The sequence below is a fragment of the Sulfitobacter sp. DSM 110093 genome, from assembly GCF_022788715.1.
Taxonomy (GTDB): domain Bacteria; phylum Pseudomonadota; class Alphaproteobacteria; order Rhodobacterales; family Rhodobacteraceae; genus Sulfitobacter.
Genome location: NZ_CP085167.1, coordinates 1,555,141 through 1,581,094 on the forward strand (window position 1 = coordinate 1,555,141; position 25,954 = coordinate 1,581,094).

Genomic DNA, 25,954 nt, shown 5'->3' on the forward strand with positions numbered 1-25,954 from the left:
CGCGGAAAATGGCCCAAGCCGCCGCGACCTCTTGCACCGGCACTGCGCAGAGAATACCGTGGGGATAACTCGATATGAAAGGCGCGTAACCATGGCGCCACAGCGTCCCAAAGGTGCGGGTGCGCTCGATAAGGACATTCCGGCTCTGAGCCCCGCGCCAGTTCCGCCCAGATCTAATGAGCTATATGCGGCCCTAGATCTGGGTACAAATAGCTGCCGCATGTTGATCGCCCAGCCACGTGGCAGCGGTTTCCATGTGGTAGACAGTTTTTCAAAATCGGTGCAATTGGGTGCCGGTTTGGAAAAAACCGGGCGGTTGTCGCGCGGATCGATGGCGCGCACCATTCAGGCATTGCGTATTTGTCAGCAGAAACTGCGGCGCAACAAGGTGCAGAAAATGCGTCTTGTGGCGACAGAGGCGTGCCGCCGTGCGCATAACGGTGCGGAGTTCATGCGCCGTATCCAGCGCGAAACCGGCCTCAAGCTCGACATTATCCGGCCCGAGGAAGAAGCCCAGCTTGCCGTGATTTCCTGCGCGCCGCTGGTCAGTCGCAAGACGGAAAATCTGCTGGTTGTCGATATCGGCGGCGGCTCGACTGAACTGGTGTGGATCGACATCTCCAAAGTGCCCAAGGCCGACCGGGCGCGGTCGATCATGCGGCTTCAGGGTGGGTTCAATCAGGCGAAATCTGATGTGCCCTCGGCGCGGGTGGTGGATTGGATCAGCGTGCCATTGGGCGTGGCAACCCTGCGTGATCAGTTCTCTGACGTAGAGGATGACGCCGCGCGTTTCGCGCTGATGAGTTGGTTCTTTGAGGAAAACCTCACCGATTTCACGCCCTATCAGACAATCCAGTCGCAAAAGCGGTTTCAGATTGTCGGCACCTCGGGCACCGTGACCACCGTCGCGGCGAGCCACCTGAACCTGAAACGCTATGACCGGACTAAGGTCGACGGGCTTAGCATGAGCAGCGCGCAGATCGACAAGGTGATCCACTCCTATATTGCCATGGGGCCGGGCGGACGACGCGCGGATCCCCGGATCGGACAAGACCGGGCAGCGTTGATTATGTCGGGCGCTGCGATCTTACAGGCCTTGATGCGCTGCTGGCCGACCGACAGGCTGTCAGTTGCGGATCGCGGTCTGCGCGAAGGCCTGCTATATGCACAGATGAGCGCCGATGGCGTATTAGAAGAAGGGGTCTTTTGATGGCCAAGACACCGGACGGAAAGAACACATCAGGGCGCGGACAGCGTGAACTGAAGGTTAAGGTGAAATCCGCACGCGGGCGCAAGCTTAGCTCAACCCGCTGGTTGCAGCGGCAGTTGAATGATCCTTACGTCAAACGCGCGCAGGCCGAAGGCTATCGCGGTCGCGCGGCTTATAAGATCATGGAATTGGATGATAAATATCGGTTCCTCGTACCAGGTGCGCGGATCGTCGATCTGGGCGCGGCACCGGGCGGTTGGTGTCAGGTGGCCGTCAAACGCTGCAATGTGCTGGGCGAGAGATCGGGCAAACAAGTGGGCACTATTCTAGGCGTCGACCTGCAAGAGATGGAGCCAATCGCAGGCTGCGAACTCCATCAGCTTGATTTTATGGAAGACGATGCAGACCTAAAGGTTAAGGAATGGCTTGGCGGGAAGGCCGATGTCGTAATGTCCGACATGGCCGCTTCGGCGTCGGGGCATAAACAGACTGATCACTTGCGGATCATCGCGCTCTGCGAAGCGGCTGCCTATTTCGCCTTTGACGTGTTGGAAGACGGCGGCACCTTTGTCGCGAAGGTTCTGGCCGGCGGCGCAGAGGGCGAGTTGCAAAAGCTGTTGAAGCGCCGCTTTACCAAGGTCGCGAATATCAAACCGCCAGCCAGCCGCGCGGATTCTTCGGAAAAATTCGTCGTGGCTACGGGGTTTAAGGGCGAAGAGGCTTAGGTAAGCGCTGCCGTTCACGTGGCGTAAACCAATCTGTAGCTAGGGTGCAGTCCTCCCGCGGTCCTTCGGCCGCCTATATTTTGAGGGCTCCTTGATGCTACGACATCTGCCAATTGTATCGCTTATCTTCGTTCTATGTTCTGGGCTCAGGGTCGCCGCGTCAGAGGTGCCATGGGCCCTGAACGACTATATTGATCGGAATTTGCTGACATGGGTGAATGACGCCCGCATTGTGGATGCGATTGCAGAGCAAAACCTGCGCCACCTACAGATGAATAGTCTAGCAGTCGCAGCCGTTTCGGCGATGGGAATGGCCTCTCAAACCTCGCTGACACAGGTATCGATCACCAAACCAGTTGAGGCTTTTCTTAAGCAGCAAGTCGCCAGTTCGGCAGGTCAGATTGCAGGCGTGACGGTGCTGGATGCCTATGGGCTGACCGTGGTCAGCAGTGGAACGGCATCCGTCTATTTCAAAGGTGGTCAGCCAAAGATCAGCAATCAGTTTTCGCCGCCGTCTGGGGCGTTTATGGTTGAACAGGTCGCCTTCGACGATAGCACAAAGGCCCATCAAAGCCGCGTGTCGATGCCTATCACCGAACCGTCGAACGGTGCGATCATCGGCGTGATTACAGTCGAGTTGGAAGCCGCCGCATTCTTTTGATCACCTTGTAGCAGTCTGAGCAGGCCGTTCCATAATTTTGGACGGCCTGCGTCGGGATTATAAGTTGGGTGAAGAGAGCGTATCGCTTCCCGCCGTAGCCGCCACGCCGTGGGTTTATCCAATGGCTGATTGGCGCTTTGGGCAAGCCGCGCGCTGGTCTGTGCCGCGCGTTCCGCATGACACAGGATCTCAAACAGTTTACGATGGCGGCTTTCATCCTGAGAGGAGGTTTTATGAAGCAAATCTTTTTCCTTAGCGACCATTTGGCGGATATGTTCGAGTAATTTAAGGGCTAAAGAGCGAATAGGGCGTTCTTTGGGGCCTTCGGAGGCAAGTGCGGGAAATTTGCCCCGATTGGGATAAAACCGTTTCCGAAGACTATCAAATTTAGCCAGATAATCCTTCAGCGATAAAGACCTTGGACTTCGCGCGGGGAGCGGCAATTCTAAGGATACCCCCGACGGAGAGAGAAAATGACCCCCCCCAGCTATTTCGCGCCCACCGGTGGCCATCCAGATCAAAAGACTTTGTTGTCGGACCGCGCCGTTTTTACCGAGGCCTACGCCGTTTTGCCGCGCGGTACGATGCGCGATATCGTGACTTCTTTCCTACCGTTCTGGGAAGGTACGCGGCTATGGGTGATCGCCCGCCCCTTAAGCGGCTTTGCCGAGACATTCTCGCAATATATCATGGAAGTGCAGCCCGGTGGCGGCTCGGACAGGCCTGAACTGGATAAAGAGGCGCAAGGGGTGCTGTTCGTGGTCGAGGGTGGTTTCACCCTAACCATCGAAGGGAAAAACCATGCGATGCGCGAAGGCAGCTATGCCTATATTCCTGCGGGCGCGACATGGGCGCTGAAAAATGACGGCGACACGGTCACGCGGTTTCACTGGATCCGCAAAGCCTATGAGGCGGTCGAAGGGCTGGAGCATCCCGATCCGTTGGTTCTGAATGAGCAGGACATCGCGCCAAATGTGATGCCTGACACCAATGGGGTTTGGGCGACCACGCGTTTTGTTGACCCCAATGACCTGCGTCATGACATGCATGTCACCATCGTCACACTGCAACCCGGCGGGGTGATCCCGTTCTGTGAAACCCATGTGATGGAACATGGTCTGTACGTGTTAGAGGGTAAGGCGGTTTACCGGCTCAATCAGGATTGGGTCGAGGTTGAAGCGGGTGATTTCATGTGGCTGCGCGCCTTCTGCCCGCAGGCCTGCTATGCAGGCGGGCCGGGGCCGTTCCGGTATCTTCTGTATAAAGACGTGAACCGTCATATGAAGCTGCGCTGAGCCAGCTTTGGAACGACGGCCCTTGGTTCGGGGCTGGATGGTCGAGAAGACATCGGAAGTAAAAAAGGGCGCCCAATCGGCGCCCTTTCGGATTAATCAGCCTCGTTTTTCCAGTGACCCTTTGCCGTGGCCCGAGAGCCCTCCTGAAACCTCTTCAGTCGCGTCATCCGACAGTTGTTCTGGCAACAGTAGGTTCAGCACGATGGCAATCAGCGCCGCTGGCAGCAGCCCGCTTGTCATCAACACCCGCAGTGTATCGGGCAGATATTGCACCGCCTTGGGGTCCAGTTGCAGCCCAAGACCGATCGACAGGGAAATGGCGAAAATAACCATATTGCGTCGGTTCCAGTTCACGTCCGACAGCATCGAAATACCGGCAGCGACGACCATGCCAAACATCACGATCACACCGCCGCCCAGTACCTCGATTGGAATGGTGCGGATCACTGCGCCAACCTTGGGGACCAAGCCGCAGAGGATCAGGAATAGTGCGCCGATGGTCACCACATGGCGGCTCATCACGCCGGTCATCGCGATCAGCCCGACATTCTGGCTGAACGAGGTGTTGGGAAAGCCGCCGAAAACCCCGGCAATCGCGCTGCCCAGACCGTCGGCATAGGTAGCACCGGTGATCTCGGCGTCGGTCGCCTCGCGCCCCGCGCCGCCTTTGGTGATACCAGAGACATCTCCGACGGTTTCAACAGCCGAGACAAATGCCATGAGGCAGAAACCAACAATGGCGGCAAAGCTGAACTCGAACCCATAGGCAAAGGGTATTGGCAGCGCCACCGTGGCGGCACGATCCCAACTGGTGGCGATGCCCTCAAAGGTGATCATGCCCACCGCCAGCGCATAGAGATAGCCGAGCGCGATACCGATCACGACGGCTGAAACCGAGAGCATCCCACGGGTGAAGAACTTCAACCCCAGCGTGGCGACAATCACCACCAAAGCCGCCGACCAATTGAGCAGGCTGCCGTACTCGGGTTGATCAATGGCGGGGACGCCGCCAGCGGCATATTGGATGCCCACTTTGACCAGCGCGAGGCCGATCATCGTCACCACCAGCCCGGTCACGAGCGGGGGCAAGGCAAAGCGGATGCGCCCGATGAAGGTGCCTAAGACCATATGAAAAAGCCCGCCAACCAGAACGCCGCCAAAGAGCGCTGGCAACGCCTCAACCCCTTTGCCAGCGACCAGCGGGATCATGATGGGCAGAAAGGCGAAACTCGTGCCCTGAACGATTGGCAGGCGCGCGCCCACGGGCCCGAAGCCGATGGTCTGAAACAACGTGGCGATGCCCGCAAACAGCATCGACATCTGGATCAGATAGGTCATGTCGGGAAAACCCTGCGCCCCGGCGTCGGAGCCAAACCCGAACCCCGCAGCCCCCGCCACGATGATGGCGGGCGTCACGTTTGAGACGAACATTGCCAGCACATGTTGGATGCCCAAGGGCACCGCTTTTGTCAGCGCAGGGGTGTAATCGGGGTCACGCAGTTGCGCGGGCGTGCCCAGTGAAGCGTCAGTCATGTCGTTCTCCCTTGTGACCGATTGCGCCTGCCGCTTCTTCTGAGGGCATGGCGCTTATGTTGCGGTGTCGACCACCTCCCACGGCGTGTCGAACCAATATTCTTCTAGATTGTCGCCATCCCCGATCCGGTCGACCACGGCAAAAAGCCCCGGCGCGCTGAGCGGGCAGCAGACCGCGTGCCAAGTGTTACGGCGATAGTTTACGCCCTGACCGGGGCCCGCCAAAAAGGCTTGCGGCCTGCCGGGTTGGCCAGCGTCGTCGGGGGCGACGACAACCAGATACGGGTTCTGGTGCATTGGCAAAAAGGCCTGCGCGCCAAGCGGATGCCGCTCTACCATATCAAGGGTAAAGGGCAGGGCGCGGGGTGTGGCGTCAAAAACGCTGATGCCCGCGCGGCCTTGGCCGAGATCCAAATCGGCCAAATCATGATGCCGCCCACACATGCCCTGATTGATGATCTTATCGGGCGCGCCGCGCAATTCCAGCACCTCGCCAAACGGGGCGAACGCCTTGGCCGTGAGGGGCTGGAGGACAAGTTGGCGGCTCATGGCAGCATGTCTTTCAGCCGCAGCTGTGCGATGCGTTCGACCTGTCGGCAGGCCTCTTTAAATTCGGTGTCGCGGTCATTATCGATGCGACGCTCAAAAGCGGCGAGGATACCTGTTTTATCGTGGTCGCGGACGGCGATGATGAAGGGAAAGCCGTGTTTCTCGACATAGCTGTTGTTAAGCCGGGTAAAGGTCTCGCGCTCTTGATCCGTCAGCGCGTCCAATCCGGCGGCCGCCTGCTCGGACGTGCTTTCAGAGGTCAGGCGTTTGGCCTGTGCCAGCTTGCCTGCCAGATCGGGGTGCGCTTGCAAAACGCCGAGGCGTTGCGCGTCTGAGGCCGATCGGAAAATCCGGGCCAGTGCGTTGTGCAGCCCCACGGCACTGTCATGGCCCGCGCCCAGTTCCAGTGCGTGGGCGCCCTCTGCGATCCATGATGAATGCTCAAAGACGCTGCCGTATTTGGCAACGAAAGTCTCGCGCTCCATCTGGCTGGGGCGCTCGCGGCGCTGGTGCGGGTGCGTTGCGGCCCAATGGTCCGCGATCTGTTCACGGGTGGCGAACCAGACGCCTTCGTGGCTTTGAGCGTATTCGATGAACTGGCGCAGCGCCTCTACCCGACCGGGACGGCCAATCAAGCGGCAATGCAGGCCAACCGACATCATCTTCGCGGCACCCTCGGCCCCTTCGCGGTAAAGCGCGTCAAAGCTCGCTTTCAGATAGTCAAAGAACTGCGCACCAGAATTGAAGCCCTGCGGCGTGGCAAAGCGCATGTCGTTGGCATCGAGCGTGTAGGGTATGATCAACTGGTCGTTGCTATCGAACTCAACCCAATAGGGCAGGTCATCGGCATAGGCGTCGGCGACATAGGCGAACTGCCCGGTTTCGGCGGCGAGCCGGATTGTATTCTCGGATGAGCGCCCGCAATAGAAACCGCGCGGGGCAGCGCCCGTTACCTCAGCATGCAAGCGGATTGCCTCGGCAATGGCGGCGCGTTCCTCATCCTCTGGCATGTCTTTGTGTTCGATCCACTTCAGTCCGTGGGTCGCCATTTCCCAGCCTGCGTCGATCATCGCGGCGGTCTGCACCGGCGAACGGGCCAGTGCCGTGGCGACGCCGTAGACGGTGATCGGCAGGTCTTTTAACAGTCGATGCAAACGCCAGAACCCGGCGCGTGCACCGTATTCATAGATCGATTCCATATTGGCATGTCGCTGCCCCGGCCATTGCGCGGCGCCGACGATCTCTGACAAGAAGGCTTCGGATGCGGCATCGCCGTGCAGGATGTTATTTTCCCCGCCTTCTTCGTAGTTCAGCACCAATTGCACAGCGATTTTAGCGCCGCCGGGCCACTGTGCATCGGGGGGTGTGGGGCCGTAACCCTGCATGTCGCGGGGGTAGCGAGTCATGTTATTCTCCTTCTGTCGTTCTCTGTCTAAACCGGAAGGTCTTGCATTGCTTTCAATTAATTCCTGAAAGACTATCGTGAAAAGGGCACTTTCGTTCGGGCACGCGCCGGGCGATCAAGGGTTAAGCACGGAGGGTATGATGGCAGGCTATCTAACAACACATGTTTTGGACACGGCACGTGGCTGTCCCGCGGCGGGGCTGAAGATCGAGTTGTTCCGTTTGGAGGGCGAAGCCCGGACCCATCTGCGGAGCGTGACCACCAATGCGGACGGCCGCACCGATGAGCAGATTTTGCCCGCTGAGGACTTCAAGATCGGCACCTATGAGCTGCTATTTCACTGTGGCGACTACCTTGACGCGAATGGCACGCCGGCTGAAGAACCGCGTTTTCTGGATGTGGTGCCGCTGCGTTTTGGCATGTCGGATGCCGCGCATTACCATGTCCCGCTGCTGCTTTCGCCCTTTGGCTACTCGACCTATCGCGGCAGCTAAGCCTCTCCCGCCTTCAGCGCGTTTTCCATACGGGCGATCATGAATTCCATGAACAGCCGGGTTTTCGGATCTTGGTGGCGGCGGTGAGTATATAGACAGGCCATCTGCACGGGCAGGGGCGGCGTGTCTTCGACCACCCGCACCAGTGCGCCACTGCGCAGGTGATCGGCGATCTCAAACAGTGGTTTCATCGCGATGCCTGCGCCTGCCAGTGCCCAATCGGTAAGCACATCGCCGTCGTCGCTTTCAAACCGGCCCCGTACGTCATATTTTACTGCGCCTTCCGGGCCTTGTAGCTGCCATTGAAACTCGGTCGCGCCGGGAAAGCGCAGGTTCAGGCAGTTGTGCTGGCCCCGATCAATCTCGCCCCCCGTGCGGGGGTGGCCATGCGCAGCAAGATACGCCGGGCTCGCGCAGAGCACGCGCTCGCAATCGGCGACCTTACGAATGCGCAACGTGGAATCTTCGGGGCGGCCAAGGAAAAATGCCACATCAAGTCCTTCGGCAGTGAGGTCGAGTTTCCTGTCACTTAACCGCAGACGCACATCCACCAGCGGGTAGTCTGCTGCGAATTCAGGTACATGCGGCGCAATCAGTCGACGCCCCACACCCAGCGGGGCCGCGACATGCAGCGTGCCGCGTGGGTTGTCGGTAACGTCATCGATCCCCGCCTCGGCCTCGGCCACGGAGGCAAGGATCTTGCAAGCCCCATCATAGAAAATCCGCCCCTGTTCCGTCGCCGACAGGCTGCGCGTGGTGCGCTGGAACAGCCGTACGCCCAAATGCCCCTCCAACTGGGTGATCCGCGCCGAGGCAACAGCAGGCGAAACGCGCTGATCGCGGGCTGCTGCCGACATGCTGCCAAGTTCATAGACGCGCACAAAGGTGCGAATGTTGTCGAAATAGGACATTTATCGGGAACTTTTGATAGAGTTTAGGGAATGACAAATCTAGCGGTAAAATCCGCGATTGAATAGTCTGGCCGGTGAATCATCCGGAGAGAACACCATGCACGACATCGCCATCATGTGGGATTGGATCGGTTTTGCCGTCCGTTGGGTGCATGTTATCACCGCCATGGCGTGGATTGGCGCGTCATTCTATTTTATCGCGCTTGATCTGGGGCTGCGCAAAGTGCCGCATCTGCCCGCTGGCGCTTTTGGCGAGGAATGGCAGGTTCACGGCGGCGGGTTCTACCACATTCAGAAGTATCTGGTGGCCCCGGAGAACATGCCTGAGCATCTGATCTGGCATAAATGGCAAAGCTATTCGACGTGGCTTTCAGGGGCCGCGCTGTTGATGGTGGTCTATTGGGCCGGGGCAGAGCTTTACTTGATTGATCCCGCCAAGGCCGACCTTTCGATCTTCCAAGGCATCCTGATCTCGGCGGGCTCGCTGATGCTGGGATGGCTGATCTATGACTTCCTATGCAAATCGCAGCTTGGAAACCGGCCCACGGCGTTGATGTTGCTGTTGTTCGTACTGCTGGTGGCGATGGCTTGGGGGTATAACCAAGTGTTCACGGGCCGCGCCGCGCTGCTGCATCTGGGGGCCTTCACCGCCACGATCATGACGGCGAATGTGTTTTTCATCATCATGCCGAACCAGCGCATTGTGGTGAAAGACCTTCAAGAGGGCCGTACACCGGACGCCAAATACGGCAAGATCGCCAAACTGCGCTCAACCCACAACAACTACCTGACGCTGCCGGTGATCTTCTTGATGCTGAGCAATCATTACCCGCTGGCGTTTGCGACCGAATACAACTGGCTGATCGCGGCGCTGGTGTTTCTGATGGGCGTGACGATCCGGCATTATTTCAACACGATGCATGCCACCGGAAAGGGGCCGCATTGGACGTGGGGCGTGACCGCGCTGCTGTTCGTGGCGATCATGTGGCTGTCGACCGCGCCGCTGATGCAGGACGATGTTGAAGCGGCCGAAGCGCGACCCCTGACCAAAACTGAACAGATGTTCGCCAACACCCAAGGGTTTGAGGATGTGGCAAATATCGTGCCGGGCCGCTGCGCCATGTGCCACGCGCGCGAACCGTTCTATGACGGTATTCACCGCGCACCCAAGGGGCTGCTGCTGGAAACACCTGCTGACATCGCGCGCGCCGCGCGGCAGATCTATTTGCAGGCGGGGGTGACCAACGCCATGCCGCCTGCAAATGTGTCCTTCATGGAAGAAGAAGAGCGCCGCAAGATCATGCGCTGGTACCGCGATGGGGTGGCCAACCAGCCCTTTAGCCTCGCCGGGAAGTAACCGTTAGGCTTATTCGAACTCCATCTGCTCAAAGACCCGGCCTGCGTTCTTGGTGGCCAATTCCTCGAAGGTGTCCAATCCTTCGTAGGGTGTTTGATCGACGTAATAGGCCTCGGCCAGCCCACCACCTGCATCTAGATGCGCGCCAATCTGTTCGCGCAGATAAACGAGGTAGTCGTGGGTGTAGCGCCGTACCTGATCCATATTGGTCGGATGGCCATGGCCGGGGATCACATAGGTCGCCTCCAGCGGCTCAAAGGCGGTTTCCCATGTCTCGATCCATTCAGCGGTCATCGTGTCGGGAAAGATCGGCAACATGCGTTCGTGAAAGGCCATATCGCCCGAAATGACGAGGCGCTGCTTTGGCAACCAGATCACGATATCGCCGGGGCTATGGGCCGGGCCAAGGTGGCGTGCTTCGATACGGAAATCGCCCATCTCGACGATATATTCGTCCGCAAATGTCTCTGTCGGCAGCTGAACCTTCGTGCCCTCGGCACGGTCACGGTTATAGCGCTGCATCCCTTCCAGAATGCTGCCGCCAAAACTTGCGACTTCATGCGCCGCGTCCACATGGGCGACGATGGGCACGGCTTGCTTAGCCCAATAGCTGTTGCCCAGAACCGCATGACCCTGACCATTTTCGTTGAACACCAGCTTTACCGGTTGATCGGTCACGGCCTTGATCTCTTGGTGCAGCGCCTTTGCCAGCCCATAAGCTGCGCCGCCGTTAATGACGACGACGCCTTCGCCGGTGACGATAAAGCTCAGGTTGTTGTTATGACCTGCGTTTTCGTAAGTCGGCGGGGCTGTCGCGCCAATTGCGGAAAAGACACCGGGGATCACCTCATAGGGTTTATCATAGAGCAGTGAGGTAGGATATTTATCGGCGATATCTTCGCTGGCTGTGGCATTGGTGGCGATCAGCAGGGCAGTGCTTAGCAAATAGCGCATCATTGGTCTGCCCCCACAAAACGATACGCATCCCCATCCCGTGCGACCCGGCCCAAGCCGCCGTTCGGCAGGTGGAAACCCATCAGCAGGATCTGTTCATGGGCAAGCTTGTCGAGCAGCCGCTGACGGGTCTGTGCCCCAAGTTCCGGATCTTGATCTGATCCGCTGGCCCAACCGGGCCGGGCGAAGGCAAGGTGGTGGTTGCCGATGGCATCGCCGCCGATCATCAGCGCATCATTGTCGCCGCCCACTTCAAAAGACATATGCCCCGGCGTATGGCCAAAACTTGCGTGGGCCATAATACCGGGCAGAACTTCTGCGCCATCGACAAAATGGTTCATCCGATCTTTGATCGCGTCAAGCCGACGTGCCGCGCCCACGGCGAAGGCGGTGCGCGCCGCGCCAATCGTGTCAACAGTCGTTGGATCGCGCCAATACTCCCATTCGACCTGTCCCATGTGATAACGTGCCTCTTGGAATACCAGATCATCGAAGTCGTCCAGCACGCCCCAAAGGTGATCGGGGTGCGCATGGGTAAAGACGACATCCGTCACTTGATCGGGCGTAACGCCAGCAGCCTCAAGTCTGTCCAACAGCGTTCCGGCAGAGGGCATGAATGCGGGGCCCGAGCCCGCATCGAAAAGCACCACACGTTCCTTATTGCGCAGAAGGGTCAAGTTGCAGGGCGGCTCCAACTGATCATGGGGCAGGTTGAACGGCGCTAGGGCCTGCGCCAATTCTTCCTGCGGCAAGCCGTCGAAGAAAAAGCTGCGCGGCAGGACCAGATTGCCATCGCTCACGCTTAAAAACTCGTAGTCGCTGGCCTGGGCCGAGGTTGTGGCAAAGGCGCGCAGCGGACCATGGGAAAAGGCTGCACCGGCCATCCCGGCAATCACCATTCGTCTATTGAGCTTCATCCTACCCCCTCCCAGTATCCATTCCGATTCGTGAATATAATCATCTTCTGACCCTCAGGGCACAAGAGGGGAATGCGCCGCCACACGTTAAGGCCGAAAAGCAAAGCAGATATGCATGATCGTGCCTTGCATCGCGGCCCGTGTTTCTGTCTACGGGGCGCTACCCGAAACCCAAGCCAATCCGGACGGACAATGACTGATAACATGATCCAAGGCGCCTCGATCGCCTTTGACAAGGTCGGCAAGGCCTTTACCAAAGCGGGCGGAGCGACCGTCAATGCGCTTGAGGGGATTTCTCTTGATGTTGCGCCCGGTTCGATCACCGGGATCATCGGACGGTCGGGCGCGGGCAAGTCAACTTTGCTGCGTATGGTCAATGGGTTAGAGCGGCCCACATCGGGCAAAGTGTTGGTCGGAGGCGAGGACGTAGGCACCGCGAAAGGCGGCAAGCTTCGTGCGATCCGCCGTGACGTGGGCATGATTTTCCAGCACTTTAACCTGCTGTCTTCGCGCACTGTGGCGGGCAATATCGCGCTGCCGCTCGAAGTTGCGGGGGTCCCATCGGCACAGATCAAGCCGCGCGTGGCGGACCTGATCGAACGGGTTGGCCTAAGCGCGCAGGCGGGCCGCTATCCGGCAGAGCTTTCGGGCGGGCAAAAACAACGTATCGGCATCGCCCGCGCTTTGGCCACTGGGCCGAAAGTGCTGCTCTCGGATGAGGCGACTTCGGCGCTCGACCCTGAAACAACACAGACGGTTCTGTCGCTGCTGAAAGACATCAATCGCGATCTGGGGCTGACGGTTCTGCTGATCACCCATGAAATGGCCGTGGTGCGTGACATCGCCAGTCATGTGGCGGTGATTGAGGCTGGCCGCATCGTTGAACACGGGGCGACCTACGATATTTTCACCGCACCGCAACATGAGACGACGCGGTCGTTCCTGTCGGGGGTGACCGGGGTCACGCTGCCCGCCTTTGTCAGAGACCGCTTGACGCAAACCGCGCCCGTCTCAGGCGGCGAAGAGGTAATCCGCGTTACCTTTGCAGGTGCGCATGCGACGGATCCGATGCTGGCGCGATTGACCAAGGAAATGGGCATACCCGTCAATATCTTGGCTGGCGCTGTTGAAGAAATCGGCACACGCCCCTTCGGCAACCTTTTGGTGTCGATGCCAATGCCGCAGGCCGCCCAAGCGCGCGTATTTTTGGAACAACACGGGCTTCTGACGGAGGTGCTGGGCTATGTCGGCTAATCTTATTAACCTGTTGATCGAAGCGACCGGGCAGACGCTCTATATGGTTGCCATCTCTGCGATCCTTGGCACGGTGTTCGGCCTGCCGCTGGGGTTGTTTCTGGCGACGTCGCAGCGCGGTGAACTGCTGTCGGCACCTTGGGTGAACAAAATCCTCGGGCTGGTGGTGAACGCCACGCGTTCGGTGCCGTTTATTATCCTTGTCGTGGCGATCATCCCTTTCACTCGCATGGTCGCGGGCACCTCGATCGGGACCACTGCCGCCATCGTCCCCTTGACCATCGCAACGGTGCCCTTCATCGCGCGGCTGGTTGAAAACGCCATTCGCGAAATCGATTCTGGCCTGATCGAAGCCGCCCGCGCGATGGGCGCGACACCGGTGCAGATTATCCGCAAAGTGCTGCTCCCCGAGGCATTGCCCGGCATCACACTGGGCCTGACGCTCGCCATCGTCAGCTTGATCGGATATTCCGCGATGGTCGGTGCTGTTGGCGGTGAAGGCCTTGGTGATTTGGGTATTCGCTATGGTTATCAGCGGTTTATGCCCGACGTCATGGCCATCGTTGTAATCATTCTCATCGTCTTGGTGCAGCTTGTGCAGTCCATCGGCGAGCGTATCGCGACCGCCGTGGATAAGCGCGCCACTAAAAGCGGTGGGCAATAATCCTTACCTTAAACATCCGATCTCTCAATCTAAGGAGACTACTATGCTTCGTCTTACCACGCTTACTTCCGTTCTGGCGCTCATGGCCACGGGCCTTGCTGCCGAAGAAATTAAGGTCGGTGTATCCCCCGGTGAACACGCCGAGATCATGGAAGAGGTCGCCCGTATCGCTGAGCCGATGGGGCTGGACATCGACGTGATCGAATTCTCTGACTACGTCGTGCCGAACCAAGCGCTCGCCGATGGCGACATTCAGGCCAACTCCTTCCAGCACGTGCCTTACCTTGAGGCGCAGATGAAAGACCGCGGGTTTGAGCTTAGCGTTGTGGGCAATACCATCACCACCCCGATGGGTGTCTATTCCGACAAGATCACCGATATCGTCGATCTGGAAGAGGGGGCCACATTCGGCATCCCAAATGACCCAACGAACGGCGGCCGCGCACTCTTGGTGCTGCAAGAACTGGGCATGATCAAAGTTGATGAGGCCGCTGGTCTGGTGCCAACTGTGCTCGACATCACCGAGAACCCGAAAGGCCTGTCTTTCAAAGAACTTGACGCCGCCCAACTGCCGCGTTCGTTGGCCGATCTGTCGGCTGCTTTGATCAACACCAACTATGCGATTGCCTCTGGTCTGAACCCGAAGGAAGATTCCATCGCAATGGAAAGCGCCGAGAACCCTTATGTAAACGTCATCGCCGTGCGTAAAGGCGACGAGGAAGCCGCATGGGTTGAGACGCTGCTCAAGGCCTACCATTCCGACGAAATCAAAACTTTCATCGATGAGAGCTATCAGGGCACTGTTATTACTTCTTGGTAAGGGCTCGCGTAGCGCGCTCATTAGAGAAAGACTTGACCCGCTGCGCGTGGGTCAAGTTCTCCAAGGAACCATCGCGATCATGCTTTTGCCCAGCGGGCGCGACCAAAGCCGCCATTTTGTCGAGCGGGTGGTAGTTCGAGGCCATTTCACCCCCTGCCTTGGCCAATTCGACATCCCCCGGCGCGAAACAGGGCATGGCGGGCAGCTTGCCGACCCGCATGGCGTAATAGGCTGTCAGGGGTGGTAGAACGTCCTTGTGATCAAAGCATTTCAGGCAGCTTACGGCTACGGGGTGGGTGGAGTGCAGATGACGATGGCCGACGCGCCGGACCGTTTGGCAAACATCGCTATGTCCAAAAAAACCTTCTTTAGCGGGGGCATCGCCTGAGATGTGGCGGCCTTTGGGGTCAAGCAGAGACAGGCGCGCCGGGACGAGGTCTCCCATAGAAAAACGGGTTGGGATCATCAACCAGCCGTGGTCGACGCGCAGGCTGAGATTACCAGATGAGCCGAAGCTCAGCCCCCGGAAATAAAGCGCCGCGGCGCAGGATGTCTTTACGGATTATGTTGTGAATGAAGGACCTGTGGGGGGCAGGTCGTTAACTTTCGCAGACGAGCCGATGATCCGTTAACCAAAATTAAACCAGATTCTCCCTATCAAGAGTGGGAAAGGGAGAATTTGATGAAACGTCTTGCTATAATAGGATTTCTCGCCAGTTCGTTGGCGGCTTGTGTGGAGCCTCCGGCCTCGCCTATGGAGGCGGCGGCGCGCAGGGCGGCGGCGGCAGAGTTGACCGCCAAGCAATGTGCCGGATTTGCGGGCGGCTATGAAAGTGTGCAGAAGCTGCGCCATGATGCGAACCAGAATATCGCTACGGCACGTCGGCTGGGCGCGACCGATACGACAATTGCCAAGGCGCGCGCAGATGTGCGCATGGCCTTTGATATGCAGGTTGCCTTTTCCACGCCTCAGCAGGCTTGCAACATGATGGTGGGCGAACTTGCGTGGGCCACCGGCTAGGTAGAGAAGTCGCTGCGTTCAGCGATGTGCCACGTCAAGCCAGATGGGCAAATGGTCTGATGCACGGCGGGTCTGCGGCGTCTCGATCACGCCACCTTGCATCACGGTGAGATGCTGATCTAAGGCGATACGGTCCAAAAAGGCCACTGGCATCCGGGCGTGAAAACTCTTGCCCGGTGCATGGATGGTAAAGCGTTTCGCCAGCCGCCCCAGACCAACCTTTTGCGACCATTCATTAAGGTCACCGGCAATCAGGGTCGGGCAGGCGGTGCAGGCATCGAGATGGGCGATCATGGCGCTTAACTGCTCTTTGCGCGAGGGGCGCAGAAGGCCGAGATGCGAGGCGATGACCCGCAGTTGACGCGCGCCTATGTTTAGGTCCGCGACCATTGCCCCGCGCGGCTCTACTCCTGGCAGTGTCAGGTGCGCCACGTGGTCGATTTTTGCTGAGGGGCGGACGAGCACCGCGTTGCCATGCCAGCCGATACTCACGTCACTGGGGGTCGGCACGGGGCGCATTCCGGTGGCCTTTTCAACGCTGTCCAGCGGCAGGGCAGAAGGGCGCGGGGCACGGCGACGGTCTGCTTCTTGCAAGACCACCACATCGGCATGCAAGCTGCGGATGATACGCATGATCCGCTCAGGATCACGGCAGCGATCTGTGCCCATGGCTTTGCGGATGTTATAGCTAACGATGCGCAGCGATTGCGGGGCTACGGGGGGGATCATAGGATTGGCGCTCCGAGGCGAAAAACCCCTTCGGCGACCTTTCGGATCATCCCAGTGGGCGGCTTTTCCATGGCGCAATGCTCTGACAGATGCGCAAACCAATCGTGCAACTTTGCGACCGTGGCCGCGTCATAGACGAAAAGCGTCACTTCGAAATTCAGCAACATGCTGCGAACATCAAAATTCGCGGTGCCGACCAGCCCCATATCGTCGATGACCCCCGCTTTGGCATGGATCATCCCCGGTTGATAATAAAGCACATGGCCTCCAGCCTCATGCAGATCGCGCAGATAGGCACCGCGGGCAAAATCCGCGAGCCGCTGATTGGAGCGTTCGGGCACCAGTACGCGCACATCCACCCCGCGTCGCGCCGCCGTGGTGAGCGCTGCACCAAGTGCCTCGGTCGGGACGAAATAGGGGGTGACCAACAAGATGCGTGCCTCTGCCAAATGCAGCGCGCGGATCAGACCGTCATGCAGCGGATCTTCGGTAATGTCAGGGCCAGACGGGACCAATTGCACGGTTGCCCCGCCGCCCGTGTCAGCAGCGACCGATGGCGCGGGCTCCAGCGTTTCGCCGCTGGCCACTTCCCAATCGGACCGAAAGACATCCCCAAAGCTTTGCACCGCACGCCCTTCAAGCAAATAGGCCAAATCGGTCCAACCATCCGCGCGCGCAGTGGGGCCGAGGTAATGCGCGCCAATGTTCATGCCCCCTGAAAAAACGCGAGCATCGTCGGCGATGATCATCTTACGGTGATTGCGCAGGTTAAGGTGCCCTGAACCGGGGAATTGTAGCAATGGGGAGTAAAACCGCACATCGCCCCCCGCCGCACGTAGGCGACGCAAGGCAGCAGCGGGGCCGCGCAGGGTGCCCAAGCGGTCCATCAGCAGACGCACCTTCACACCGGCTTTGGCCCGTTCGGTCAGCGCATCCACAAAAATTCGCCCCGTCTCGTCATTGGCGACGATATAAAACAGCACATCAAGGTGTTTCTCGGCCCCTTGTATCAACGCCATCACCGCCTCATGCGCCGCGGTCGGATCGCCCAACAGCCGCAGGTCTTGCCCATGCGCGGCAGCAGGCAGGCCAAAATACTGCATTGTGGCATCAAGCGTATGCACCGGGCGCGGCGGTGGGCCGCCGGTGTCACCTTTAAGAAAATGCACCGGGGAATAGCGTGAGGATTGTTTGCGAAAGCCAAGGCCCAGAAACAGCGGCACCGCAACCCACGGCAGGGCGATGATAAACAACAGCCATGCCGCGGTCGATTGCGGCGTGCGCCGCTGCTGCAAAATCACGATGGCCGCCAGCAGCGTCAGGACCACGATGATGACAATTTCTAAGTGTGTGGTGATCCAAGACATCGGGTGCGGCTTGCTCCATTTTGCTAACAAGACAAGCAGATAACCCTTTCGATCTTAACAGCAAGCTTTGCCGTAATGGCGCTACATCAATTCCTTCACCGATGTATCTGCCGCCATGTCCATCTCTGCCCGCAGCCGCGTACGGGCGCGGGACAGCCGCGACATGACGGTGCCAAGGGGCAACCCGGTCTGGATGGCCAAGGCCTGAGGGCTGCTTTCGCCGTCTTGTACCAGTTGCATCAGCGTCAATTGCTCAGGCGGTAACCGCGCAATCGCGTCCCGCAGATCAGCGCAGGCAAGTCGGGCAGGAGCGGCAGGGGGCGTAAGGGCCATATCGTCGGCCAATTCTTCTGTCTCGCGCTTTTGTCGCCAGCGCTGTCGGGCGAGGTTGTGTAGGGTGATCATCGCATAGCGGTCGGGTGTTTCGATCACAGTGCCATCGCGCAGGGTTTGCATCAGTTTCATGGCGGTTTCTTGCATCAGGTCGTCTGCTTCTTCCGCCGTGTTCGACAGCCGGCGGGCGCGGGCGCTTAGCCGAGGCCACAGGGGGGTGAGCGGGTCTTTTGTATCTGATGTCATCTCTGCCTCTCGTTATTTTGCGTTTGGGGCAGGATGCTGATTTCTGAGCGCACAACCAGTACGCGAAATCCGCCGACGCGGGGCAAGGGGGCTTTTTGGGCGAGGGGCCGCTTAACCACGGGGCTGCAATCGGCAGACCCCCGCGCGGGTCTTGGGGTGGTCGGACGCAAACAGCGGCGGGCGCGTCTAACACTATGAAGGCACCCGAAGCCTTCGCATCAAAAACCTAAACGGAGTATCAAAATGACACGACTGACCAAAACCGCCGCCCTCGTAGCAGCCACATTTGCGGTGCCATCCTTCGTCCTAGCCGACACGGTAGAAGTAGACGCAAATGGCGATGGTCTGCTGAGCGTGGCGGAATTGCAGACGGTCTATCCTGAGATCACAGGCGAGCAGTTCTCGGTCATGGATTTGAACGCCGATGGCGGTTTGGATGCGGCAGAGATTCAGGGCGCGGGTGAATCCGGCATGCTGCCGACAGCGCCAGCAGAGGAATAGTCTAACACAGAAGGCTTTTGCCTCTCCCTCAAAAGCTTCGGAAGGGTTCGGATCGAAAGGTCCGGACCTTTTTGCTTTCAAGGATGTTTTAAGAGGAAGGGTGGTCTCGCGCCTAGAAGACGATGCGAGACAAGATTAAGCGGCTAGGCTGGGCACTAAATCGTATTGCGCCGATAAGGTGTTGATCTAGATCATTAGTCTTCTTCTACCGCTGATCTATTTTCCCAGTTGATACATAACTTAAGCGGCGCTTGGCCTACCGAATGTTGCAAATGTGCGACAATCAGCGCATCGCAATTCTGTGAAGTGAAAAACATGAAACCGAATACTAGATGGGACGTTGCGTGAGTGACCCTGCGGCGAGGATCGCAGGTCACCTGAATTTAAGGAGCAGAACATGAAACGCACGACAACAATCGCGAGCATCGCCCTCATCGCAACAGGCGCACTGGCTGGCGTAGCCGCGGCAGGCTCGCTGGAAGACACTACAGTCGAAGCACCGGTTTTCACACCAGCGCCGACACCTGTAGCCGTTGATGGCGACTGGACAGGTTTCTACACCGGTCTTCAGGTTGGCCAAACAGACATCGACAGCGACAGCGGGGCGCTTGATGGTGACGACACATCTTACGGTTTCCACGCCGGTTACGACTATGACTTCGGGAAGTTCGTACTGGGTGGTGAACTCGACTATGACAAAACCGACATCGATCTGGGCAACAGCGGCGCAGCCGTTGACTCCGTTGCCCGTGCCAAGCTGAAAGCCGGTTACGACTTCGGCAACACGCTGGTCTATGCAACAGCTGGTGCGGCCCGTGCCGACACGGACGTTGGTGATGAAACTGGCCCCTTCGCTGGTTTGGGTGTCACGTACAAAGTCACAGACCGTTACACCGTCGGTGGCGAAGTGCTGCAGCACAAATTTGACGACGTAGGCGGCACAGGCGACGATCTTGACGCGACAACGATCTCCCTGCGCGGCTCCATGCGCTTCTAATCTGTTCCGGCGCGTTAACGCGCTTGGATGAACGGGCCGGCTTCCAGAAGGGGGCCGGCCTTTTTCATGGATCTATGCCGCGCGGCTGGCGCGCCCTTCGGCAAAGCTGCAGAGGCTTCGTAGTGCTGTTTCAAATGCACTGTCTTCGATGGTCATAGCGACGCGCACATGGCCCGCCGCCGCCGCACCAAAACTCTCGCCGGGCATGACCGCGATGTGGAGGTTTTCCAGCAATGCGTCGGCAAATTCGCTGCCACTTAGCCCCGTGGCCCGGATATCCAGCATCAGGTACATCGCCCCTTGCGAAGGCACCAAACGCACCACATTCTGCTCAGCCAAGACCTGATGGGCCAGCGCCCGACGACGTTCAAACGGTGCGCCGATTTCCTGCTCTAGTGCATGACCCTGAGCAAGAGCATAATCGCTCGCGTCCTGAATGAACCCCGGCACGCCGTAGTTGGTATGGGTGGCGAGGTCGATGATATCGGCGATGATGTCCTCAGGCCCGATGATCCAGCCACAGCGGCTGCCGGTCATGGCGTGCGATTTCGACATGGAGCCGATGACCAGCGTGCGATCCGCCATGCCGGGCAGGGCACGGGCGCTTAGGTGTTCGCCTTCCCAAATCTGGGTGTCGTAAACCTCATCTGAGACCAGCCATAGATCACGATCTTGGCAGGCCGTTGCGATCTCGGTCAAAGTCTCACGACCATAGATCACCCCGGTTGGGTTATTAGGCGTGTTGATCAACAGCGCCTTCGCGCCATCAGCCGCCGCGATGAGGTCGGCCGCGCGTGGACGAAACCCTAGATCAGCCCGCGCCTCTACCGCAATGGGGCGTGCCCCAGCGGCGCGTAGGGTGCCGGGGTAGGTGGCATAATAGGGGTCAATATAAAGCGCCGCATCACCCGGATCACAGACTGCCATAAACGCCGCAAACAGCCCCGCCTGACCGCCCGGTGTCACCACGACATTGTCACGGGTGGTGGGTACGCCGGTCCGGTCCTGAGCCCGCTGCGCAATCCGGTCGCGCAGGGCATCGGTACCCGGCACCGCGGCATAACCGGTATGGCCCCCAAGCGCCGTGCGGTGCATCTCTTGCAAGATGGGCGCGGCGGTGCGGATGTCATGCTCACCAATGGTCAGCTCAGTCACTGGCACCCCAGCTGCGATCATCGCGCGTGATTTATGAAAAACTTCCCAGCCGTCGGACCCTCCGGCCAGAACCCCTTTGATGCGCGATGATCTATCCATAGTGCCTCCTGAAATTTGCCCCAAGGGGGCAGAGGCATGCCGTTTTGTCAATCCGTTCGGCCCGGTGCGAGCCGCGCATTTTCGCACCCATTAGATCAACTAGCTAAAACTTAACCAGACAAGGGGCTTGGCGGATGAGGGCAGGCTTGCTACAAGTCAGTCATGAACACCGCAACGCTCATTATTTGCTGCATTACCCGCTGAGACTTCCTCGCGGGCCGCTGTTCACGTCATTCCCATTCTGACAAAACTATGCCAAGCCCGCGTCACACCCGCGCAAGGACGCCTGCCCATGACCCGTGACCTGACGATCAAGCTGCACAACACCGCCACCCGGAAGAAAGAGGATTTCACGCCGATTGATGCGCAGAATGTGCGGATGTATGTCTGTGGCCCCACGGTCTATGACCGGGCGCATCTGGGCAACGCGCGGCCCGTGATCGTGTTTGATGTGCTCTTCCGGCTCCTGCGGCACGTCTATGGCCCCGAACAGGTTACTTACGTGCGCAACTTCACCGATGTCGATGACAAGATTAACGCCCGCGCCGCGACAAGCGGGCGCAGCATCGGCGAGATCACGGCCGAGACCACCCAGTGGTATCTCGATGACATGGCCGCCGTCGGTGCGCTGGAGCCTGATCACATGCCCCGTGCCACGCAATACATCCCGCAGATGGTTGCGATGATCCGCGGCTTGATCGATGAAGGCTACGCCTATGAGGCCGAAGGCCATGTGCTGTTCCGGGTGCGCAAATATGCCGAATATGGCGCGCTCTCGGGCCGGTCGATCGACGATATGATCGCAGGCGCTCGGGTCGAAGTCGCGCCTTATAAAGAAGACCCGATGGATTTCGTGCTCTGGAAACCTTCGGATGAGGCCACGCCAGGCTGGGAGTCGCCTTGGGGGCAGGGCCGTCCGGGCTGGCATATCGAATGCTCCGCCATGGCGCATGACCTGCTGGGGGAGCAGTTCGACATCCACGGCGGTGGCATCGATCTGCAATTCCCGCATCATGAAAATGAGATCGCCCAGTCAAAATGCGCGGGCCACGGCTTTGCCAACTACTGGCTGCACAATGAGATGTTGCAGGTCGAGGGCAAGAAGATGTCCAAGAGCTTGGGCAATTTCTTTACCGTGCGCGATCTGCTGGATCAGGGCGTGCAGGGCGAGGTGATCCGCTTCGTGATGCTCTCGACCCATTACCGCAAGCCGATGGACTGGACCGAGAAAAAGCGTGAGGAGGCCGAAAAGACCCTGCGCAAATGGTATCTTCAGGCGGCGGAGGCCGAGGCCGCGACGCCTTCTTCGGACCTCGTCACGCTCTTGGCAGATGACCTCAACACCCACGGTGCGCTGACCGAATGCCACCGTCTGTCGAATGCGGGCGATACGGCAGGGCTGCGCGGCGCGCTCTCGCTTTTGGGGCTGCTGGATGATCTGATCCCTGAATGGGCCGCGGCGCAGGCGCTCGATCTCAGCGATGTCGAAGCTTTTCTAAGTGATGCCCGTGCCACCGCGATGGAGACGAAGGATTTCGCGCAAGTCGACCGGATCAAAACCGCGCTCACCTCCGTCGGGATCGAAGTCCAGATGAGCAAGGACGGCGTGAAACTGACCCCACCGCCCGGCTTTGATCGGGCGCAGTTGGAGGGGTTGTTGTGACCCGCGAACGTCTCAGGCTTTATGACACCACGCTGCGCGATGGGCAGCAGACCCAAGGCGTTCAATTCTCCACTGACGAGAAACGCCAGATCGCCGAGGCGCTGGATGCGCTTGGGGTGGACTATATCGAAGGCGGCTGGCCCGGTGCGAACCCAACCGACAGCGCGTTCTTCGACGCGGCACCGCCCACCTCGGCACGGCTCACCGCCTTCGGCATGACCAAACGTGCGGGCATGTCGGCGGAAAATGACGATGTGCTGGCCGCCGTCTTGAACGCAGGGACGCGGTCGGTCTGCATCGTCGGCAAGACCCATGACTTCCACGTCAAAACCGCCCTTGGCATCACGCTGAAGGAAAACACCGACAACATCGCCAAATCCGTCGCCCATCTGGTCTCCCAAGGGCGCGAGGCGCTGTTTGATGCAGAGCATTTCTTTGACGGCTATAAGGCCAACCCCGACTACGCGCTTGAGGCGATCCGCGCGGCCTATGAGGCGGGTGCGCGCTGGATCGTGTTGTGCGATACCAATGGCGGCACGCTGCCCGAGGAGATCGGGCGCATCACCCGCGATGTGATCGCCGCAGGCATTCCCGGCGACCGGCTGGGCATCCACACCCACGACGACACTGAGAACGCTGTCGCCTGTACACTGGCCGCCATCGACGCAGGCGTGCGCCAAATCCAAGGCACGCTGAATGGGCTGGGTGAACGCTGCGGCAATGCGAACCTCACCACGCTGATCCCGATCCTGCTGCTCAAAGAACCCTATGCCAGCAAGTATGTGATTGGCGTCAGCCTTGAAGCGCTCCGTGGGCTGACCCGCACCAGTCGGATGTTGGACGAAATCCTTAACCGCGTGCCGATGAAACAGGCAGGCTTCGTCGGCTCTTCGGCCTTTGCGCATAAGGCGGGGCTGCATGCGTCGGCCATCGCCAAAGACCCCAGCACCTATGAACATATCGACCCGGCGCTGGTGGGCAACGCGCGGATCATTCCCATGTCAAACCAAGCCGGGCAGTCCAACCTGCGCAAACGCTTGGGCGATGCAGGGCTGGCGGTTGAAAAAGGCGATCCGGCGCTTAGCCGCATTCTAGACGTGGTCAAGGATCGTGAGGCGCAGGGCTATGCCTATGACACCGCGCAGGCCAGTTTTGAATTGCTGGCGCGCGATGTGATGGGCCAACTGCCGCACCTGTTCGAAGTCGAGCGTTACCGCGTCACGGTGGAACGCCGCCGCAATGCCGAGGGGCGGATGGTCAGCCTATCCGAAGCGGTCGTTGTGATTGAAGTGGATGGGGAAAAGCGCCTTTCAGTCTCGGAATCCCTTGATGAAGGCGGGGCAGACCGCGGTCCAGTTAACGCGCTCTCCAAAGCGCTCGCGAAAGACCTCGGCAAATACAGCAGCCTTTTGGACGACATGCGTCTGGTTGACTTCAAAGTGCGGATCACTCAAGGCGGCACCGAAGCCACCACCCGCGTCATCATCGACAGCGAAGACGGGCAGGGGCGGCGCTGGTCCACCGTGGGCGTCAGCGCAAACATACTCGACGCTTCGTTTGAAGCGCTGCTTGATGCGATACGTTGGAAATTGATCCGGGACCGCGCCCAATGACAGATGATATGACCGCCTTTTTCACGCTCCACCGCGACCTGCCGCGCGAAGGGCCGGGGGAGCCTTCGGACGTGAACTGGGCTGTGGAACAGGTCGACCTGCCCGCGCGTGCCGAGATTGCGGATGTGGCCTGCGGCCCCGGCAGCGACATCGGCGCACTCCGCGCGGCGGTCCCGCAGGGACATGTCACCGCACTCGATAAGACCGCGCATTTTGTCGACACCGCACGTGGCCGTTTCGTGGCGGATGGCAATGTCACCCTGCTGCGCGCGGATATGGCCGCCATCGCCAATGAATACGACCTGATCTGGTGCGCCGGTGCCGTCTATTTCCTTGGCGTTACCGAAGCGTTGACCCGCTGGCGTAAATCGCTGCGCAAGGGTGGTGTGGTGGCATTCTCCGAGCCTTGCTGGCTGACCGATACCCCTTCCGACAAAGCCCGCGCGCAATGGGCCGATTATCCGGCGATGAGTGATACAGACGGCATTGCCGAACGGGTCCACGCGGCAGGGTATGAGGTGGTGGCGACCCGTGTTCTGTCGGATGAGGCTTGGGAAAATTACTACACCCCGCTGGAGGCCCGTATCGAAAAGCTGCGCCCCGGCGCGGATGACGCATTGGCGCAGGTGCTAGATGCAACAGAGGCGGAAATCGCCTGTTGGCGCGCGCACCGCGAGGAATTCGGCTATCTGTTGACGGTGGCACGCCCCGCATGACCTTCGACGCCGACCTAAACGCCTGCGCGGCCATGGTAGAGCGCGCCGACCCATGGCGCTTTCGCGCGGCCATGGCCGCACCCCTTGAGGCACGCAAGCTGCTCTTCCCGCTCTATGCCTTTAACGTCGAAGTGGCCCGCGCGCCATGGGTCACGCAAGAGGCGATGATCGCCGAGATGCGTCTGCAATGGTGGCGCGACGCGCTGGAGGAGATTGCCAAGGGCGGTCCCGTCAGGCGTCACGAAGTTACCACGCCGCTGGCAAGGGCCATCGCCCCAGAGGATGCAGAACTGCTCGACGAACTCGTCGCCGCGCGGCGGTGGGATATTTATAAAGACCCGTTTGAAGATGCCGCCCACTTTGAGCGTTACATCGACCAAACCGCTGGTCATCTGATGTGGGTGGCAGCGCGCCGCCTAGGTGCGACCGATGAAACCACCGTGCGCGATGCGGCCTACGCAACCGGGATTGCAGCATGGCTTTGCGCCATTCCCACCTTGGAGGAAGCAGGCCGCGTTCCGCTGTTGGACGGTACGGCAGAAGGGGTTTCGACTCTCGCATCGGGCGCGTTGGGCCGTCTGAAGTCGGCCCGCGCCAACCGTGGAAGGTTCCCCGGCTCGGCCAGCGCGGCCGTGCTTCCAGCAGCCCACGCTGGGCCGGTATTGCGGGCGGCAGTGGCAGACCCGCAAAAGGTTTCCCAAGCTGCCCTGCCGGACCCGCGCCGCCATTTCGCGCTTCGGGCCATGGTCTCGCGCTGGTAGGCGC

The 25,954-nt window shown here is 59.4% G+C and carries 27 protein-coding genes; 16 read left to right on the forward strand and 11 right to left on the reverse strand.

From position 1 onward, the window contains the following. The first annotated feature begins 91 nt into the window (after positions 1 to 91). From DSM110093_RS07530 to DSM110093_RS07545, 4 genes are all read left to right on the forward strand, one after another. A complete protein-coding gene (locus DSM110093_RS07530) occupies positions 92 to 1,210 on the forward strand; it encodes a Ppx/GppA phosphatase family protein (protein WP_243267474.1) in 1,119 nt (372 codons plus the stop codon). Beyond that, a complete protein-coding gene (locus DSM110093_RS07535; protein WP_243267476.1) occupies positions 1,210 to 1,935 on the forward strand; it encodes an RlmE family RNA methyltransferase in 726 nt (241 codons plus the stop codon). The genes DSM110093_RS07530 and DSM110093_RS07535 overlap by 1 nt, the downstream gene beginning before the upstream one ends. A gap of 94 nt (positions 1,936 to 2,029) precedes the next feature. Beyond that, on the forward strand, positions 2,030 to 2,596 hold the full coding sequence (locus DSM110093_RS07540) for a hypothetical protein (RefSeq protein WP_243267477.1): 567 nt from the start codon (positions 2,030 to 2,032) through the stop codon (positions 2,594 to 2,596). Positions 2,597 to 3,069: 473 nt separating this feature from the next. Continuing rightward, positions 3,070 to 3,891 (forward strand): bifunctional allantoicase/(S)-ureidoglycine aminohydrolase, encoded by an 822-nt coding sequence (locus tag DSM110093_RS07545; RefSeq protein ID WP_243267479.1) that lies wholly within the window; start codon positions 3,070 to 3,072, stop codon positions 3,889 to 3,891. A gap of 96 nt (positions 3,892 to 3,987) precedes the next feature. On the opposite strand, the gene DSM110093_RS07550 is transcribed toward DSM110093_RS07545, so the two are convergent. Genes DSM110093_RS07550 through puuE form a run of 3 tightly spaced genes read right to left on the reverse strand, consistent with a single transcriptional unit; the run spans position 3,988 to position 7,379 of the window. After that, a complete protein-coding gene (locus tag DSM110093_RS07550; RefSeq protein ID WP_243267481.1) occupies positions 3,988 to 5,424 on the reverse strand; it encodes a nucleobase:cation symporter-2 family protein in 1,437 nt (478 codons plus the stop codon). 54 nt (positions 5,425 to 5,478) lie between these two features. Then, positions 5,479 to 5,973 carry an ureidoglycolate lyase gene (locus DSM110093_RS07555; RefSeq protein ID WP_243267482.1) on the reverse strand — a complete coding sequence of 165 codons (495 nt, stop codon included), beginning with the start codon at positions 5,971 to 5,973 and terminating at the stop codon, positions 5,479 to 5,481. Beyond that, entirely contained in the window at positions 5,970 to 7,379 is a 1,410-nt protein-coding gene (puuE, locus tag DSM110093_RS07560; protein ID WP_243267483.1) for an allantoinase PuuE, read from the reverse strand. The genes DSM110093_RS07555 and puuE overlap by 4 nt, the downstream gene beginning before the upstream one ends. A gap of 139 nt (positions 7,380 to 7,518) precedes the next feature. Between puuE and uraH the strand changes: the two genes are divergently transcribed. Then, entirely contained in the window at positions 7,519 to 7,872 is a 354-nt protein-coding gene (uraH, locus tag DSM110093_RS07565) for a hydroxyisourate hydrolase (RefSeq protein WP_243267484.1), read from the forward strand. Here the strand turns inward: uraH and DSM110093_RS07570 are convergent. Beyond that, positions 7,869 to 8,783, reverse strand: a complete 915-nt coding sequence (locus DSM110093_RS07570) for a LysR family transcriptional regulator (protein ID WP_243267486.1) — start codon at positions 8,781 to 8,783, stop codon at positions 7,869 to 7,871. The two genes, uraH and DSM110093_RS07570, sit on opposite strands and share 4 nt — an antisense overlap. A gap of 97 nt (positions 8,784 to 8,880) precedes the next feature. Here DSM110093_RS07570 and DSM110093_RS07575 point away from each other — a divergent pair, with 97 nt between their 5' ends. Then, positions 8,881 to 10,140, forward strand: a complete 1,260-nt coding sequence (locus tag DSM110093_RS07575; RefSeq protein WP_243267488.1) for a urate hydroxylase PuuD — start codon at positions 8,881 to 8,883, stop codon at positions 10,138 to 10,140. 9 nt (positions 10,141 to 10,149) lie between these two features. Here the strand turns inward: DSM110093_RS07575 and DSM110093_RS07580 are convergent, their stop codons facing one another. After that, entirely contained in the window at positions 10,150 to 11,097 is a 948-nt protein-coding gene (locus DSM110093_RS07580) for an MBL fold metallo-hydrolase (protein WP_243267490.1), read from the reverse strand. Beyond that, positions 11,094 to 12,011 (reverse strand): MBL fold metallo-hydrolase, encoded by a 918-nt coding sequence (locus tag DSM110093_RS07585; RefSeq protein WP_243267491.1) that lies wholly within the window; start codon positions 12,009 to 12,011, stop codon positions 11,094 to 11,096. Before DSM110093_RS07585 ends, DSM110093_RS07580 begins: the two co-directional genes overlap by 4 nt. 192 nt (positions 12,012 to 12,203) lie before the next feature. On the opposite strand from DSM110093_RS07585, the gene DSM110093_RS07590 reads away from it, so the two are divergent. From DSM110093_RS07590 to DSM110093_RS07600, 3 genes are read left to right on the forward strand one after another with little or no spacing between them, the layout of a single operon-like run. Further along, entirely contained in the window at positions 12,204 to 13,265 is a 1,062-nt protein-coding gene (locus tag DSM110093_RS07590; RefSeq protein ID WP_243267492.1) for a methionine ABC transporter ATP-binding protein, read from the forward strand. Then, positions 13,255 to 13,929, forward strand: coding sequence for a methionine ABC transporter permease (locus DSM110093_RS07595; RefSeq protein ID WP_243267494.1), 675 nt, complete (start codon positions 13,255 to 13,257; stop codon positions 13,927 to 13,929). Before DSM110093_RS07590 ends, DSM110093_RS07595 begins: the two co-directional genes overlap by 11 nt. Positions 13,930 to 13,972: 43 nt before the next feature. After that, positions 13,973 to 14,749 carry a MetQ/NlpA family ABC transporter substrate-binding protein gene (locus tag DSM110093_RS07600; protein WP_243267495.1) on the forward strand — a complete coding sequence of 259 codons (777 nt, stop codon included), beginning with the start codon at positions 13,973 to 13,975 and terminating at the stop codon, positions 14,747 to 14,749. Here the strand turns inward: DSM110093_RS07600 and DSM110093_RS07605 are convergent. Then, positions 14,736 to 15,269 carry a class II aldolase/adducin family protein gene (locus tag DSM110093_RS07605; protein ID WP_347568639.1) on the reverse strand — a complete coding sequence of 178 codons (534 nt, stop codon included), beginning with the start codon at positions 15,267 to 15,269 and terminating at the stop codon, positions 14,736 to 14,738. The genes DSM110093_RS07600 and DSM110093_RS07605 overlap by 14 nt on opposite strands. Positions 15,270 to 15,431: 162 nt before the next feature. Between DSM110093_RS07605 and DSM110093_RS07610 the strand changes: the two genes are divergently transcribed. Continuing rightward, entirely contained in the window at positions 15,432 to 15,770 is a 339-nt protein-coding gene (locus DSM110093_RS07610; RefSeq protein WP_243267497.1) for a hypothetical protein, read from the forward strand. A gap of 18 nt (positions 15,771 to 15,788) precedes the next feature. Here the strand turns inward: DSM110093_RS07610 and DSM110093_RS07615 are convergent, their stop codons facing one another. From DSM110093_RS07615 to DSM110093_RS07625, 3 genes are all read right to left on the reverse strand, one after another. Then, on the reverse strand, positions 15,789 to 16,499 hold the full coding sequence (locus tag DSM110093_RS07615) for an endonuclease/exonuclease/phosphatase family protein (RefSeq protein ID WP_243267498.1): 711 nt from the start codon (positions 16,497 to 16,499) through the stop codon (positions 15,789 to 15,791). Continuing rightward, positions 16,496 to 17,866, reverse strand: a complete 1,371-nt coding sequence (locus DSM110093_RS07620; RefSeq protein WP_243267499.1) for a phospholipase D-like domain-containing protein — start codon at positions 17,864 to 17,866, stop codon at positions 16,496 to 16,498. Before DSM110093_RS07620 ends, DSM110093_RS07615 begins: the two co-directional genes overlap by 4 nt. Before the next feature lie 81 nt (positions 17,867 to 17,947). Then, the gene (locus tag DSM110093_RS07625) at positions 17,948 to 18,445 is read right to left on the reverse strand and encodes a sigma-70 family RNA polymerase sigma factor (RefSeq protein WP_243267500.1); all 498 of its coding nucleotides are present in this window, start codon (positions 18,443 to 18,445) and stop codon (positions 17,948 to 17,950) included. A 243-nt stretch (positions 18,446 to 18,688) separates the two neighbouring features. Here DSM110093_RS07625 and DSM110093_RS07630 point away from each other — a divergent pair, with 243 nt between their 5' ends. Next, a complete protein-coding gene (locus DSM110093_RS07630) occupies positions 18,689 to 18,946 on the forward strand; it encodes a hypothetical protein (protein WP_243267502.1) in 258 nt (85 codons plus the stop codon). A gap of 397 nt (positions 18,947 to 19,343) precedes the next feature. Continuing rightward, on the forward strand, positions 19,344 to 19,943 hold the full coding sequence (locus DSM110093_RS07635) for a porin family protein (RefSeq protein ID WP_243267503.1): 600 nt from the start codon (positions 19,344 to 19,346) through the stop codon (positions 19,941 to 19,943). 72 nt (positions 19,944 to 20,015) lie between these two features. Here DSM110093_RS07635 and DSM110093_RS07640 read toward each other — a convergent pair whose 3' ends face one another. Beyond that, entirely contained in the window at positions 20,016 to 21,197 is a 1,182-nt protein-coding gene (locus DSM110093_RS07640; protein WP_243267504.1) for a pyridoxal phosphate-dependent aminotransferase, read from the reverse strand. A 292-nt stretch (positions 21,198 to 21,489) separates the two neighbouring features. Here DSM110093_RS07640 and cysS point away from each other — a divergent pair, with 292 nt between their 5' ends. From cysS to DSM110093_RS07660, 4 genes are read left to right on the forward strand one after another with little or no spacing between them, the layout of a single operon-like run. Then, positions 21,490 to 22,860 (forward strand): cysteine--tRNA ligase, encoded by a 1,371-nt coding sequence (gene cysS, locus DSM110093_RS07645; RefSeq protein WP_243267506.1) that lies wholly within the window; start codon positions 21,490 to 21,492, stop codon positions 22,858 to 22,860. Further along, on the forward strand, positions 22,857 to 24,473 hold the full coding sequence (gene cimA / locus DSM110093_RS07650) for a citramalate synthase (protein ID WP_243267507.1): 1,617 nt from the start codon (positions 22,857 to 22,859) through the stop codon (positions 24,471 to 24,473). The genes cysS and cimA overlap by 4 nt, the downstream gene beginning before the upstream one ends. Next, positions 24,470 to 25,189, forward strand: a complete 720-nt coding sequence (locus tag DSM110093_RS07655) for a class I SAM-dependent methyltransferase (RefSeq protein ID WP_243267509.1) — start codon at positions 24,470 to 24,472, stop codon at positions 25,187 to 25,189. Before cimA ends, DSM110093_RS07655 begins: the two co-directional genes overlap by 4 nt. Further along, positions 25,186 to 25,950 (forward strand): squalene/phytoene synthase family protein, encoded by a 765-nt coding sequence (locus DSM110093_RS07660; protein WP_243267511.1) that lies wholly within the window; start codon positions 25,186 to 25,188, stop codon positions 25,948 to 25,950. Before DSM110093_RS07655 ends, DSM110093_RS07660 begins: the two co-directional genes overlap by 4 nt. Positions 25,951 to 25,954 lie beyond the last annotated feature (4 nt).

What these genes read in the sequence shown, in the direction of transcription:
- DSM110093_RS07530 (WP_243267474.1), top strand. Translation starts at nt 92, where the DNA reads ATGGCGCCACAGCGTCCCAAAGGTGCGGGTGCGCTCGATAAGGACATT.
- DSM110093_RS07535 (WP_243267476.1), top strand. Translation starts at nt 1,210, where the DNA reads ATGGCCAAGACACCGGACGGAAAGAACACATCAGGGCGCGGACAGCGT.
- DSM110093_RS07540 (WP_243267477.1), top strand. Translation starts at nt 2,030, where the DNA reads ATGCTACGACATCTGCCAATTGTATCGCTTATCTTCGTTCTATGTTCT.
- DSM110093_RS07545 (WP_243267479.1), top strand. Translation starts at nt 3,070, where the DNA reads ATGACCCCCCCCAGCTATTTCGCGCCCACCGGTGGCCATCCAGATCAA.
- DSM110093_RS07550 (WP_243267481.1), bottom strand. Translation starts at nt 5,424, where the DNA reads ATGACTGACGCTTCACTGGGCACGCCCGCGCAACTGCGTGACCCCGAT.
- DSM110093_RS07555 (WP_243267482.1), bottom strand. Translation starts at nt 5,973, where the DNA reads ATGAGCCGCCAACTTGTCCTCCAGCCCCTCACGGCCAAGGCGTTCGCC.
- puuE (WP_243267483.1), bottom strand. Translation starts at nt 7,379, where the DNA reads ATGACTCGCTACCCCCGCGACATGCAGGGTTACGGCCCCACACCCCCC.
- uraH (WP_243267484.1), top strand. Translation starts at nt 7,519, where the DNA reads ATGGCAGGCTATCTAACAACACATGTTTTGGACACGGCACGTGGCTGT.
- DSM110093_RS07570 (WP_243267486.1), bottom strand. Translation starts at nt 8,783, where the DNA reads ATGTCCTATTTCGACAACATTCGCACCTTTGTGCGCGTCTATGAACTT.
- DSM110093_RS07575 (WP_243267488.1), top strand. Translation starts at nt 8,881, where the DNA reads ATGCACGACATCGCCATCATGTGGGATTGGATCGGTTTTGCCGTCCGT.
- DSM110093_RS07580 (WP_243267490.1), bottom strand. Translation starts at nt 11,097, where the DNA reads ATGATGCGCTATTTGCTAAGCACTGCCCTGCTGATCGCCACCAATGCC.
- DSM110093_RS07585 (WP_243267491.1), bottom strand. Translation starts at nt 12,011, where the DNA reads ATGAAGCTCAATAGACGAATGGTGATTGCCGGGATGGCCGGTGCAGCC.
- DSM110093_RS07590 (WP_243267492.1), top strand. Translation starts at nt 12,204, where the DNA reads ATGACTGATAACATGATCCAAGGCGCCTCGATCGCCTTTGACAAGGTC.
- DSM110093_RS07595 (WP_243267494.1), top strand. Translation starts at nt 13,255, where the DNA reads ATGTCGGCTAATCTTATTAACCTGTTGATCGAAGCGACCGGGCAGACG.
- DSM110093_RS07600 (WP_243267495.1), top strand. Translation starts at nt 13,973, where the DNA reads ATGCTTCGTCTTACCACGCTTACTTCCGTTCTGGCGCTCATGGCCACG.
- DSM110093_RS07610 (WP_243267497.1), top strand. Translation starts at nt 15,432, where the DNA reads ATGAAACGTCTTGCTATAATAGGATTTCTCGCCAGTTCGTTGGCGGCT.
- DSM110093_RS07615 (WP_243267498.1), bottom strand. Translation starts at nt 16,499, where the DNA reads ATGATCCCCCCCGTAGCCCCGCAATCGCTGCGCATCGTTAGCTATAAC.
- DSM110093_RS07620 (WP_243267499.1), bottom strand. Translation starts at nt 17,866, where the DNA reads ATGTCTTGGATCACCACACACTTAGAAATTGTCATCATCGTGGTCCTG.
- DSM110093_RS07625 (WP_243267500.1), bottom strand. Translation starts at nt 18,445, where the DNA reads ATGACATCAGATACAAAAGACCCGCTCACCCCCCTGTGGCCTCGGCTA.
- DSM110093_RS07630 (WP_243267502.1), top strand. Translation starts at nt 18,689, where the DNA reads ATGACACGACTGACCAAAACCGCCGCCCTCGTAGCAGCCACATTTGCG.
- DSM110093_RS07635 (WP_243267503.1), top strand. Translation starts at nt 19,344, where the DNA reads ATGAAACGCACGACAACAATCGCGAGCATCGCCCTCATCGCAACAGGC.
- DSM110093_RS07640 (WP_243267504.1), bottom strand. Translation starts at nt 21,197, where the DNA reads ATGGATAGATCATCGCGCATCAAAGGGGTTCTGGCCGGAGGGTCCGAC.
- cysS (WP_243267506.1), top strand. Translation starts at nt 21,490, where the DNA reads ATGACCCGTGACCTGACGATCAAGCTGCACAACACCGCCACCCGGAAG.
- DSM110093_RS07655 (WP_243267509.1), top strand. Translation starts at nt 24,470, where the DNA reads ATGACAGATGATATGACCGCCTTTTTCACGCTCCACCGCGACCTGCCG.
- DSM110093_RS07660 (WP_243267511.1), top strand. Translation starts at nt 25,186, where the DNA reads ATGACCTTCGACGCCGACCTAAACGCCTGCGCGGCCATGGTAGAGCGC.